Genomic DNA, 12,896 nt, shown 5'->3' on the forward strand with positions numbered 1-12,896 from the left:
TGCCTGCACCTGACAAAGCCGCCTTCGGGCGGCTTTGTTGTTTCTGCGGGTTTATTCTGCCCTCACGACCGCCATCGCGGGCACGCGCAACAGAAACCTCCCGAAAAGCCCACTCCCACAAAACCCGCTCTCTGGCGTAAACTTGCGCGCTTCTCGCAGACCGCTAGGCTGCAATCAATATTTTTCAAAGGTGCCCGCCATGCCTTGGCTGCAAGTCCGTCTCGCCATCAGCCCAGAACAAGCCGAAACCTATGAAGACGCTTTCCTTGAAGTGGGCGCCGTCTCGGTGACTTTCATGGACGCCGAGGATCAACCGATCTTCGAGCCGGAGCTGAACACCACTCCGCTGTGGTCGCACACTCACCTGCTGGCCCTGTTCGAAGGCGGCACCGAGCCTGGCCCGGTGCTGGCTCACCTTGAGCTGCTGACCGGCGGCCCGCTGCCCGAGCATCACAGCGAAGTGATCGAAGACCAGGACTGGGAACGCAGCTGGATGGATGGCTTCCAGCCGATGCAGTTCGGCCAGCGCCTGTGGATCGTGCCGAGCTGGCACGCCGCCCCCGAGCCCGACGCGGTCAACCTGCTGCTGGATCCGGGCCTGGCGTTCGGCACCGGTACTCACCCAACCACCGCACTTTGCCTGGAATGGCTCGACGGCCAAGACCTCAAGGACTGCAACGTGCTGGACTTCGGCTGCGGCTCGGGGATCCTGGCCATTGCCGCCCTGCTGCTCGGGGCGAAACAAGCTGTCGGCACCGATATCGACGTGCAAGCGCTGGAAGCATCGCGCGACAACGCCGGGCGCAACAACATTGCCGATGAACTGTTCCCGCTGTACCTGCCAGAAGATATGCCACAGGTGCAGGCCGATGTGCTGGTCGCCAACATTCTTGCCGGCCCCCTGGTTTCGCTGGCACCGCAACTGTCCAGCCTGGTCAAGTCCGGCGGGCGCCTGGCGCTGTCGGGGATCCTCGCCGAACAAGGTGATGAGGTCGCTGCCGCTTATGCCCAGGACTTCGATCTCGACCCGATCGCCAATCGCGACGGCTGGGTGCGTATTACCGGCCGTCGGCGCTAGAATGAGCGCTTGCAGACTCCGGATGGCCGCATGACCGACAGCTTCGTCACTCAATGCCCGCACTGTCAGACCAGTTTTCGCGTCAGCCACGCTCAATTGAGCGTGGCTCGCGGGGTGGTTCGTTGCGGCTCCTGCCTGCAAGTGTTCAACGCCGCCCGCCAGTTGCTCGAGCAACGCCAGGGTCAGCAAGCCGTCCCGCTCACCCCGCCGCCAACGACCGTACCGGCGCCCGAGCAACGGGCGATCAGCCAGAAGCAGTGGACCGCCGCCGAGCTTGACCTGGACCACCTCGACCTCGACGAGGAACTGGCTCGGCTGGAGCAGCGGGAAATCCAGCCGACCAAAGAGTTCGGCCAGGAGCGCAAGCCTCGGGAAGACTCACTCAGTGCCCGACGCGACAGCGGCGAAAGCGAAGAAACCTGGTCCGACAGCCTGTTCAGCGAGTCTGCTGCCGAACGCGCCTTGAGCAACGTCGACAGCCCGGTGACGGGCAACGTCTCGACCGAAGATCTCGACGACCCCCTCACGTCTTCACGCACCGAGCCGTCGCTGTCACTGGTCGATCTTGACGACGACGAACCCGAGGCGCCGCAACTGCGCCTGGAGCCGGTGGACGACGAGGAGGCCCGTCAGGACCTGCGTCACGAACGGCTGTCGGCCACCGATGACGACGAACTGGAGGATCCGCCCCAGGCCATCGAACCGCCGCGCAAGAAGCGTCCGCGCAAAGAGTCCGCCCGCCATGATGAAGTGCTGCAGGACCTGGTCGACGACCCGTTGCAACTGGACTGGCAGAAGCGCCGCTCACCCTGGGGCCGCCGCCTGTTCTGGGGCTTGATGGTGCTGTTGGCGGGCGGTGCGCTGGCCGGCCAGTACATCGCCTATCACTTCGACGAGCTGGCCCGCCAGGACCAGTACCGCCCCTGGTTCCAGCAACTGTGCCCGCAGCTTGGCTGCAATGTGCCGTCCAAGGTCGACATCGCCAAGATCAAGAGCAGCAATCTGGTGGTGCGCAGCCACCCGGACTTCAGCGGCGCCCTGGTGGTGGATGCCATCATCTATAACCGTGCGCCATTCTCCCAGCCGTTCCCGCTGCTGGAGTTGCGGTTTGCCGACCTCAACGGCCATCTGATCGCAAGCCGGCGTTTCAAGCCAAGGGAATACCTCAATGGCGACCTTGCCGACCTGGCGGAGATGCCACCACAAACGCCGATCCACATAGCCCTGGATATCCTCGACCCCGGCTCCAAGGCCGTGAACTACAGCCTCAGCTTTCACTCGCCCGAGTAAATGGGCTCAATGACCCGCCATTGACGGTGGCTTTCTGACGGCTGGCATGGCGTACCAAACTACTGGCAATAACAAAGTAACTGTTCAGATTTTATCCAATTCAGCCTTTATCCAGTCATCGAGAGCGGGTATCATGCCAACCCTTTTTCGAAGTCTCATGATCCGACCCCACAACAGGGAAGTCCTATGTCGGCGGTACGCATCGGCCCATATACATTGCCCAACGGCTTGATCCTCGCCCCAATGGCGGGTGTCACCGACCAGCCCTTTCGTCAGCTGTGCAAGCGACTGGGCGCAGGGTTGGTGGTCTCGGAAATGGTGACCAGCGACATGAGCTTGTGGAACACCCGCAAGTCACGCCTGCGCATGGTCCACGAAGGTGATCCCGAGCCTCGCTCGGTACAGATCGCCGGTGGTGATGCGCAGATGCTGGCGGATGCGGCCCGGGCCAACGTCGAGCTGGGCGCACAGATTATTGATATCAACATGGGCTGTCCGGCGAAGAAGGTCTGCAACAAGGCCGCCGGCTCCGCCCTGTTGAAAGATGAAGCGCTGGTGACCGAGATCCTGCAGGCCGTGGTGGCTGCGGTTGATGTGCCGGTCACCTTGAAGATCCGCACGGGCTGGGACCGGGCAAACAAGAACGGCCTGACCGTGGCGAAGATCGCCGAGCAGGCCGGGATCACGGCGCTGGCGGTGCATGGCCGCACCCGTGCCGACCTGTACACCGGGGACGCGGAGTACGACACCATTGCCGCGATCAAGCAGGCGGTGTCGATTCCGGTGTTCGCCAATGGCGACATCGACTCGCCCGAGAAGGCCCGGTACGTGCTTGACGCGACCGGCGCCGATGGCCTGCTGATAGGCCGGGCCGCCCAGGGGCGGCCATGGATTTTTCGTGAGATCGAGCATTTCCTGCGTACCGGCGAAAAACTGCCGGCTCCGCAATTGAGCGAAGTGGAACATATTCTGCTTGAGCATCTGGCCGCACTCCATGCTTTTTATGGAGACGTCATGGGCGTACGCATTGCGCGCAAGCATGTCGGCTGGTATCTCGCAACCTTGCCGGGCGCCAGGGAATTTCGCGCCCACTTCAATCGTTTGGATGGAACGGAAGCACAATGCGCCAACGTTCGGGAGTTTTTCACCGAACGTTATAAGAGCCTGACAGGGGACGGAGAAGGGGTGGCCGCATGACGATGATGACCGAGACTTTAGTGAGTGGAACAACACCCGTGAGCGACAACGTGAATTTGAAACAGCACCTCAATACGCCGAGCGAAGAAGGCCAGACCCTTCGCGGGAGTGTCGAGAAGGCGCTGCACAATTATTTCGCCCACCTTGAGGGCGCGGCCGTCACGGATGTGTACAACCTGGTGCTCTCCGAAGTCGAGGCTCCCCTGCTCGAAAGCGTGATGAACTACGTCAAGGGCAACCAGACCAAGGCCAGTGAGCTGCTGGGACTGAACCGCGGCACCCTGCGCAAGAAACTCAAGCAGTACGATTTGCTGTAAGCATTTAATCAAACCAGAAAGGCGCCCGCGTAAAACCGGTCGCCTTTTTTGCTGACTTCCTTTGCTTTTGATGGAAATTGAGATGACCGACCAGACTACCCGCCTGCCGATTCGCCGCGCCTTGATCAGCGTTTCCGACAAGACCGGGATCCTCGAGTTCGCCAAGGAGCTCGAAGCCCTTGGCGTTGAGATCCTCTCCACCGGCGGGACGTTCAAGCTGCTGCAGGACAATGGCGTAGCCGCTGTGGAAGTCGCGGATTACACCGGTTTTGCCGAAATGATGGACGGTCGGGTCAAGACCCTGCATCCGAAAATCCACGGCGGGATCCTCGGTCGTCGCGGTATCGACGACGCGATCATGAACGAGCACGGCATCAAGCCGATCGACCTGGTGGCGGTCAACCTGTACCCGTTCGAAGCCACCATCAACAAGCCGGGCTGTGACCTGCCGACCGCCATCGAGAACATCGACATCGGCGGGCCGACCATGGTCCGCTCGGCAGCCAAAAACCACAAAGACGTCGCGATCGTGGTCAATGCCAGCGATTACGCCAGCGTCCTGGAAAACCTCAAGGCCGGTGGCCTGACCTACGCCCAGCGTTTCGACCTGATGCTCAAGGCGTTTGAACACACCGCCGCCTACGACGGCATGATCGCCAACTACATGGGCACCGTGAACCAGGCGGCTGACACCCTCAGCACAGAAGGTCGCAGCGAGTTCCCGCGCACGTTCAACAGCCAGTTCGTCAAGGCCCAGGAAATGCGCTACGGCGAGAACCCGCACCAGAGCGCGGCGTTCTACGTGGAAGCGACGCCTGCCGAAGTCGGGATCGCCACCGCGACCCAACTGCAGGGCAAGGAACTGTCGTACAACAACGTGGCCGACACCGACGCCGCGCTGGAATGCGTGAAGAGCTTCGTCAAGCCGGCCTGCGTGATCGTCAAGCACGCCAACCCGTGCGGCGTAGCGGTAAGCCCGGACGCCGAAGGCGGTATCCGCCAGGCCTACGAACTGGCCTATGCCACCGACACCGAATCGGCCTTCGGCGGCATCATCGCGTTCAACCGCGAACTGGATGCTGAAACGGCCAAGGCCATCGTCGAGCGTCAGTTCGTCGAAGTGATCATCGCCCCGAGCGTCAGCGCCGAAGCTCGCGCCATCGTTGCGGCCAAGGCCAATGTGCGCCTGCTGGCCTGCGGCGAGTGGTCGGCTGAGCGTGCCGCTGCCTGGGACTACAAGCGCGTCAACGGCGGCCTGCTGGTACAGAGCCGCGACATCGGCATGATCGGCGCCGACGACTTGAAAGTCGTGACCCAGCGTGCACCGACCGAACAAGAGATCAACGACCTGATCTTCGCCTGGAAAGTGGCCAAGTATGTCAAGTCCAACGCCATCGTCTACGCCAAGAACCGTCAGACCATCGGGGTCGGCGCTGGCCAGATGAGCCGCGTGAACTCGGCCCGTATCGCGGCGATCAAGGCTGAACACGCCGGTTTGCAGGTCGTCGGTTCGGTGATGGCTTCCGACGCGTTCTTCCCGTTCCGCGACGGCCTGGACAATGCGGCCAAGGCCGGCGTGACTGCGGTGATCCAGCCTGGCGGCTCGATGCGTGATGCTGAAGTGATTGCAGCAGCCGATGAAGCCGGCATCGCGATGGTCTTCACCGGCATGCGCCACTTCCGTCACTAAGTACACGATCAACTGTGGGAGCGAGCTTGCTCGCTCCCACAGAAAAGCAGCTTCAACGCTGCCCACAGAATTAGCGTCATCCGAGGTTTTTGAAATGAATGTTTTGATCATTGGCAGCGGTGGCCGTGAACACGCCCTGGCCTGGAAAGTGGCTCAGGATCCGCGCGTGCAGAAAGTTTTCGTGGCACCCGGCAACGCCGGCACCGCCATTGAAGCCAAGTGCGAAAACGTCGCGATCGACGTTCTGGCCCTTGAGCAACTGGCAGACTTTGCCGAGCAGAACGTCGCCCTGACCATCGTCGGCCCGGAAGTCCCGTTGGTGGCTGGCGTGGTTGACCTGTTCCGCTCCCGTGGCCTGGATTGCTTCGGCCCAACCGCCGGCGCGGCCCAGCTGGAAGGCTCCAAGGCTTTCACCAAGGACTTCCTGGCGCGCCACAAGATCCCGACTGCCGACTACCAGAACTTCACCGAGATCGAGCCGGCCCTGGCTTACCTGCGTGAAAAAGGTGCGCCGATCGTGATCAAGGCCGACGGCCTGGCCGCCGGTAAAGGCGTGATCGTCGCCATGACCCTGCAGGAAGCCGAAGACGCGGTGCGCGACATGCTCGCCGGCAATGCCTTCGGTGACGCCGGTTCGCGCGTGGTGATCGAAGAGTTCCTCGACGGCGAAGAAGCCAGCTTCATCGTCATGGTCGACGGCAAGAACGTACTGCCGATGGCCACCAGCCAGGACCACAAGCGTGTAGGCGATGGTGACACCGGTCCGAACACCGGCGGCATGGGGGCCTACTCCCCGGCTCCTGTGGTGACCAGCGAAGTGCATCAGCGGGTCATGGACCTGGTGATCTGGCCAACCGTGAAGGGCATGGCAGCCGAAGGCAACGTCTATACCGGTTTCCTGTATGCAGGCCTGATGATCGACAAGGCCGGCAATCCGAAGGTCATTGAGTTCAACTGCCGTTTCGGCGACCCGGAAACCCAACCGGTGATGCTGCGTCTGCAATCGAGCCTGGTACTGCTGGTCGAAGCCGCGCTGGCCCAGGCGCTGGACAAAGTCGAAGCCCAGTGGGATCCACGCCCAAGCGTCGGCATCGTCCTGGCCGCGGGTGGCTATCCGGCCGACTACGCCAAGGGTGATGTCATCCAGGGGCTGGAGGCAGCCGCCGCACTGGAAGGCAAAGTCTTCCACGCTGGCACTGCACTCAAGGACGGTAACGTCGTGACTGCCGGTGGCCGGGTGCTCTGCGCCACGGCGATGGGTGCCAGCGTCGATGCCGCCCAGCAGCAAGCCTACCAACTGGCCGCCAAGATCGATTGGCCAGGCTGCTTCTATCGCAAGGACATTGGCTACCGTGCCATTGCTCGCGAACGCGGCGAAAATCAGTAATAAACCAGCCGTTCGGCCAGGCAAGGGCCGCTGGTCCTTGCCGTCCTGTTCCAGGCCCGCGCATAGTTATAATCTGGCTTCAACTTAAGAAGGGATTCCGCCGTGCGCTGGCTCAGGATTGCCATTGGCTTGACCGTCACTCTACTGACCCTGCTCTGCCTGCTCCCGGCCCACGCCGCGCAAGGCAGTGGCTGGGCAGTATTGCTCGACGAACAGGGCAGCCTGCAACTGACCGACATCCGCTCGCCCCGCTACACCAATCAATTCAGCCCGATTGAACTGGACCAGATCACCGCCGCCGACCCCGATGGCGCGCTGTGGCTGCGCTTTCGGCTCAGTCCTGGCAAACACGAACAACTGCTGCGCATCTTCGCCCCCGATCTGTTGCACCTGGACCTCTATGTGCTGGACGGCGACACGCTGATCGAGCAGACCCACAGTGGCAACGACCAGGCACTGAACTCCCGACCGCTGCCCAGCACCGATTTCATGGTGCCGCTGCCGCAGCTCCAGAAGCCCCTCGACGTGTATCTACGCCTGGTGTCCGAGCACCAGTTGCGGCCCTACATCACCCTGCAATCAGCGGTCATGTCCGCCGCCAATCAGACCCAGACGCTGATCTATGGCCTGTTGTTCGGCTGCATCGCCATGCTGATCCTGCACAACCTCACGCGCTACGCCTACACCCGCTCGCAAACCTGCCTGTGGCTCGCGGCGTGCGAAGGCCTGCTGATGCTGGGCATGCTGCTGCTGTTGAACCTGGCCGGCCCATGGCTACCCGACTGGCATGCCCTGCAAGCCCCCGACGTCTACCTGGCCCTGCTACTGACGGCGCCGTGCGGGCTGATGTTCACCTATCGGTTCTTCACCCCGCTGGGCCCGCACCCGCTGAACAAGCTGCTGATGGGCGATATCCTGTTCATCGTGCTGTGCAGCCTGCTGTTGCTGTTCGTCGAGACCTTGCCGCTGAACCTGATGACCTATGCACTGGTCGCGCTGGCCGGCCTGAGCATGCTCCTGGTCAGCGCCTACCACTGGCAGCAGGGCTACCGGCCGGCCCGCTTCTTCGTCATGGCGATGGTGGTGTTCAACCTCGGCACGCTGATCATCCTGCCTGCGTTGCTGGGCCTGACGGTGGTCGCCCCGCAAAGCCTGATCACCGCCTTGTTGGCTTTTATCTGCCTGAGCGGCCTGTTGATGGGGATTTCGCTGAGCGAGCGCCAGCGCAGCATTATCGAGAACCGCTTCAGCATCAGCCGCGACCTGGCCGCCAGCAATGCCGAAATCAACGCCAAGGCCGAGTTCCTGGCGAAGATCAGCCATGAAATCCGCACCCCGATGAATGGCGTGCTGGGCATGACTGAACTACTGCTGGGCACGCCACTGTCGGTCAAGCAGCGCGACTACGTGCAGACCATCCACAGTGCCGGCAACGAACTGCTGACACTGATCAACGAGATCCTCGACATCTCCAAGCTGGAGTCCGGGCAAATCGAACTGGATGACGTGCAGTTCGACCTCAATGCCCTGGTCGACGACTGCCTGAGCATCTTCCGCGCCAAGGCCGAGCAGCAGAACGTCGAACTCATCAGCTTCATCCAGCCCCAGGTGCCGCGCGTGATCAGCGGCGACCCGACACGCCTGCGCCAGACCCTGCTGAGCCTGTTGGAAAATGCACTGAAAAAGACTGAGGAAGGCGAGATCCTGATCGTTGTCGCCCTCGATGAACGCAGCAGCAAACCGCGCCTGCGCATCGCCGTGCAAGACAGCGGGGAGCCAATGGATGCTGAAGAACGTGAAGCCTTGATGCACGCCGAACTGCACAGCAAGAACTTCCTCTCCGCGACACGCCTGGGCGGCAACCTGGGCCTGGTGATTGCCCGCCAGTTGATCCTGTTGATGCACGGTGAGTTCGGCATCAAGTGCGGCAGCAATCAGGGCAGTACGCTGTGGCTGACCTTGCCCCTGGACCCAGACCGTCTCGAACACCCGACGTCCGACCTCGACAGTCCGCTGCAGGGCGCCCGGGTGCTGGTGGTGGACGACAACGACACCTGCCGCAAGGTCCTGGTGCAGCAATGCACGGCCTGGGGCCTGAATGTCAGTGCCGTACCTTCCGGCAAGGAAGCCCTGGCCCTGCTGCGCACCAAGGCGCACCTGCGCGATTATTTCGATGTGGTCCTGCTGGACCAGAACATGCCAGGCATGACCGGCATGCAACTGGCCGCCAAGATCAAGGAAGACCCGAGCCTGAACCACGACATCCTGCTGATCATGCTCACCGGGATCAGCAACGCCCCGAGCAAGATCATCGCGCGCAACGCCGGGATCAAGCGCATCCTGGCCAAGCCCGTCGCCGGCTACACACTCAAGACCACCCTGGCCGACGAGTTGACCCAACGCAACAAAGGCCAGGTTAGCGCGGTTCCCCTGCCCGGCAACCCACCAGCCGAGGTCAATGTGCCCAGCGACTTCCGCATCCTGGTGGCCGAAGACAACAGCATCTCGACCAAAGTGATTCGTGGCATGCTGGGCAAACTCAACCTGCAACCGGACACCGCCTGCAACGGCGAAGAAGCCTTGAAGGCGATGAAGGCCCAGCGGTATGACCTGGTGTTGATGGACTGCGAAATGCCGATCCTCGACGGTTTTTCCGCCACGCAGCAACTACGCGCCTGGGAAGTCGGCAACCAGCGCACTCGGACCCCGGTGGTCGCACTGACCGCGCACATCCTCGCCGAACATAAGGACCGCGCGCGCCAGGCCGGCATGGACGGGCACATGGCCAAGCCGGTGGAGTTGTCGCAACTGCGTGAACTGGTCGAGTACTGGGTGGCCCAGCGCGATCAACACAATCGCAGCGCATCCACCGTCTGATCACCCGCCTGGGGTGTCGCGCTCAAATCTGGAGCCCGCGAATGGCGCGCAGTGATTGGGCCAGTACGGCTTTTTTCACCTTCTCGCGAAACTGCGCGTAGTACAACGTGTTGAAGGTCAGCAACGTCATCTGTTCCCGACTCTCCTGCACCTGCTCTGGCGCGAAGAGAAACCGCGGGGCACCTCGAAACAGGCGAAACTCACGGTGGTAGAGGCCCAGTTCGACTTTGTTCGGGCCGTTGGCAACACAGGGAATCGCCTGGAAGACACCCACCTCCTGGGTCAGGCTGCTGGACTCGAACAGATCGAGCGCCGCCTGGTTGCGCTCCAGGGCTGCCATTGCAAGACTGATGGGAATGGAAAAAGACTCGCCCAGGCGCCTGGAAATCTGCTGGATGACCTGGCGCCCCATCGTGTCAGTGGACGTGGCCGGCAGGCCCGCCGGCGGTGGCACATCCCAGCCGATGAACTTGAGCGTGTTGCGGTAGTACTCGAACCAGTCACCCACCAGTCCATCGGCAACTGCCGCGCGTGTCGCCTGTTGCGCGTACAGGGTACTGAGATAAATGTCTTCCCGATGGGATTGCGGTAGATCACCGGCAAAGGCGACCAGGCTGCCACCCACCACGGCGGCCTGCTCAGTGGTATCGATCATGACCTGCCCCCCATCGCAAAGGGTGTATAGACACCATTGACGATTTCACCCAGCCGCGAAAGGTTGTCGCTCAATTTATCCCCGAGCTTCAAGTCAACCGCCTCACGAGCCTGTGCATAAAGGCATTCGGAAAGATTCGCCCGCGCCTGGCGAACGCATACAACGCCCACGACATCTTCGCCGCGGAACACCTGAGACCAGGGATTGGCGTTCAGCACCTGGCGGGTCTGGAAGCCGATATACAGGCTGATGATCGAGGTTGGCGTCAGCGCCAGGATCGCCAGCAGGCGCACTTCCTGCAGGGCTGGACTGGTATTTTCAGGCAATTCGCCAATGGCCCCCACGGAGTCATTCAAGTGCGCGAGATGGGGCAGAAAAGCGGCAAAATCCTGCCCTGGACGATCGTTGGAATTGACCATCATCCCGGCGACCCACTCCAAGGGAGAAGTGCCGTTCTGGGGCCCCAGGGAAAAATACTGCTGCGTCTTTAGTGAGCGTATCCAAAAATCATCGACCACCCGCAGATAAGCGTCGTACCAGTCGACAGCGAGCTTCATCTGCACTTTTTTACTGGCCACCAGTTGGGCCAACAGGCACGATTTGACGACATCAGAACACGTGACCAGGCCATTGGCTCCGGGCAGGGCAACAACCGCGCCCCTTACCGCATACACCATGTAATGCTGTTCCATAGCAAACCCTCAAACTTAAAAAGGGCAGCCACTGAGTGGCTCCCCTTTCAAATGTATTCCATTAAATCTCGTAATCGGCAATCTTGCTTTCTGCGTTACGACCTAACTTATTAAGAATTTCATCGCGGGTCCGCTCGACAACAGATGGTACTTTCCTGAATACCGACTCACCGCGATACAGTTTCACATCACGAGAATCCCAGTCGGCAAACAGAACTTGGGCCGACGTGTTCTTGCGAATAAACCGCACAGTCCCCAAGGCCAGAGTCACTTCTCCATTGATTTCCGAACAGGTACCGGCCGCAGTACCGCCTACGCCATTTTCGAGCACATTACGCTCATACAAGGTCAGGGCAGTTTCCCGCTTTTTCAGTGCACTGATAGCGGAGCCTGCCACTTTCAGCATTAGTTCAGAGGTGGCGCCCGGCAAGGCAATTCCGGCCACCACAGCCCCGAGGATCTCCAGGACCAATTGATCCATACGGACCGAGTTACCACCGATACTGATGTCGTTATAAAACTTCTGGGTGGGCAGCCAACCAGCATCGGTCATGACCTGGACAAACTGGTAGTACCATTCCTTACCCTGGTCCTCGCGGGGAAATGCTTTGTTCGCCACCAGTGTGGCAAAGAGAAACGCGTGCATGACATCGTCTCTATTTTGCTCGGAGAGATTACCGGTAAAAGACAAAATACCTTCCCCGACAATGGCACCTTTTTCCGGCGCCTCAACTTCCGGCGAAGTAAAACCACGAGCGCGCAGGGTGAATGAGTCTGCCACCTCATAACTTCTAATACGCTCGACACAGCCGGCCGGGGTCATACCATATATACCATCACTACTCATAACCATCTCCTTGATTATTAATCCAGCCTCTTCATGAGGCCGTAAGAACGACAATAATCAGGAACAAGCAGAACCACAAACAGCAACCTGTAACTTCTCAATAACAACAGCCACCCAACCCTTGAACAACCTATACAAAACTACTCATTACGCGCCAACAAAATAACCACTGATCTCCCGACCAACTCCCACAACCCATAAACCGACTGATAGACTCCCCTCCAACACTCTCCCGCCGCGAGCCAAAACCATGCTCCACGTGCTATTTAGCGTTTACCTGAAAATGTTGGTGCTCTATAGCCCGTTCTTCGTGCTGTCGTGCTTCATCAGCCTGACCCGCGGCTATTCCAACAAAGAGCGTCGGCGCCTGGCCTGGAAAGTCGCCCTCGCGACCCTGATTTCCAGCGTCCTGCTCTACCTGTTCGGCCGGGTGATTTTCAATGTCTTCGGCATCACCGTAGACGCCTTTCGCATCGGCGCCGGCAGCGTGCTGTTCATTTCCGCATTGGGCATGGCCCAGGGAAAATCCGCCGTGCAGACCGACAACGTGCAGCAGGATGTGACCATCGTACCGCTGACCATCCCGCTGACCGTCGGCCCCGGCACCATCGGTGCCTTGCTGGTGATGGGCGTCGGCCAACCGCACTGGGACGATAAACTCACTGCGATCATGAGTATTGCCCTGGCCAGCTTCACGGTAGGCGTGGTGCTGTACCTGTCCAACCGCATAGAACGGATTCTCGGTGACCAGGGTTTGCAGATCGTCAGCCGCCTGATGGGGCTGTTTGTCTGTGCACTGGCGGCGCAGATCATCTTTACCGGGGTCAGGGGTTACCTGGTGCCTTGAACCCCCGGCCAAAAAGGCA

General features: G+C 60.7%; 11 protein-coding genes. 8 read left to right on the forward strand and 3 right to left on the reverse strand.

Annotation, left to right across the window (positions count from 1 at the left end; all coding sequences use genetic code 11):
• Nucleotides 1-199: 199 nt before the first annotated feature.
• The 7 genes from prmA (at nucleotide 200) to Q1W70_RS07195 (ending at nucleotide 9,836) form a co-directional block, all read left to right on the forward strand.
• Nucleotides 200-1,078, forward strand: coding sequence for a 50S ribosomal protein L11 methyltransferase (prmA, locus tag Q1W70_RS07165; protein ID WP_182343326.1), 879 nt, complete (start codon nucleotides 200-202; stop codon nucleotides 1,076-1,078).
• Between the two features lie 30 nt (nucleotides 1,079-1,108).
• Entirely contained in the window at nucleotides 1,109-2,368 is a 1,260-nt protein-coding gene (locus tag Q1W70_RS07170) for a DUF3426 domain-containing protein (RefSeq protein WP_302098714.1), read from the forward strand.
• A gap of 186 nt (nucleotides 2,369-2,554) precedes the next feature.
• Nucleotides 2,555-3,565, forward strand: a complete 1,011-nt coding sequence (gene dusB / locus Q1W70_RS07175; protein WP_166589908.1) for a tRNA dihydrouridine synthase DusB — start codon at nucleotides 2,555-2,557, stop codon at nucleotides 3,563-3,565.
• The gene (gene fis / locus Q1W70_RS07180; protein WP_003186237.1) at nucleotides 3,562-3,882 is read left to right on the forward strand and encodes a DNA-binding transcriptional regulator Fis; all 321 of its coding nucleotides are present in this window, start codon (nucleotides 3,562-3,564) and stop codon (nucleotides 3,880-3,882) included. The genes dusB and fis overlap by 4 nt, the downstream gene beginning before the upstream one ends.
• Before the next feature lie 82 nt (nucleotides 3,883-3,964).
• The gene (purH, locus tag Q1W70_RS07185) at nucleotides 3,965-5,572 is read left to right on the forward strand and encodes a bifunctional phosphoribosylaminoimidazolecarboxamide formyltransferase/IMP cyclohydrolase (protein ID WP_166589907.1); all 1,608 of its coding nucleotides are present in this window, start codon (nucleotides 3,965-3,967) and stop codon (nucleotides 5,570-5,572) included.
• A 94-nt stretch (nucleotides 5,573-5,666) separates the two neighbouring features.
• The gene (gene purD / locus Q1W70_RS07190) at nucleotides 5,667-6,959 is read left to right on the forward strand and encodes a phosphoribosylamine--glycine ligase (RefSeq protein WP_166589906.1); all 1,293 of its coding nucleotides are present in this window, start codon (nucleotides 5,667-5,669) and stop codon (nucleotides 6,957-6,959) included.
• A gap of 102 nt (nucleotides 6,960-7,061) precedes the next feature.
• Nucleotides 7,062-9,836, forward strand: coding sequence for a hybrid sensor histidine kinase/response regulator (locus Q1W70_RS07195; protein ID WP_185817818.1), 2,775 nt, complete (start codon nucleotides 7,062-7,064; stop codon nucleotides 9,834-9,836).
• 22 nt (nucleotides 9,837-9,858) lie between these two features.
• Here Q1W70_RS07195 and Q1W70_RS07200 read toward each other — a convergent pair whose 3' ends face one another.
• The 3 genes from Q1W70_RS07200 to Q1W70_RS07210 form a co-directional block, all read right to left on the reverse strand.
• Nucleotides 9,859-10,491, reverse strand: coding sequence for a hypothetical protein (locus Q1W70_RS07200; protein ID WP_182343316.1), 633 nt, complete (start codon nucleotides 10,489-10,491; stop codon nucleotides 9,859-9,861).
• Nucleotides 10,488-11,183, reverse strand: a complete 696-nt coding sequence (locus Q1W70_RS07205) for a hypothetical protein (protein ID WP_166589903.1) — start codon at nucleotides 11,181-11,183, stop codon at nucleotides 10,488-10,490. The genes Q1W70_RS07200 and Q1W70_RS07205 overlap by 4 nt, the downstream gene beginning before the upstream one ends.
• 61 nt (nucleotides 11,184-11,244) lie before the next feature.
• On the reverse strand, nucleotides 11,245-12,030 hold the full coding sequence (locus Q1W70_RS07210; RefSeq protein WP_302098715.1) for a hypothetical protein: 786 nt from the start codon (nucleotides 12,028-12,030) through the stop codon (nucleotides 11,245-11,247).
• Between the two features lie 250 nt (nucleotides 12,031-12,280).
• On the opposite strand from Q1W70_RS07210, the gene Q1W70_RS07215 reads away from it, so the two are divergent.
• Entirely contained in the window at nucleotides 12,281-12,877 is a 597-nt protein-coding gene (locus Q1W70_RS07215) for a MarC family protein (RefSeq protein WP_166589901.1), read from the forward strand.
• Nucleotides 12,878-12,896 lie beyond the last annotated feature (19 nt).

The organism is Pseudomonas kielensis (assembly GCF_030505375.1).
In the GTDB taxonomy this organism is placed as follows: domain Bacteria; phylum Pseudomonadota; class Gammaproteobacteria; order Pseudomonadales; family Pseudomonadaceae; genus Aquipseudomonas; species Aquipseudomonas kielensis.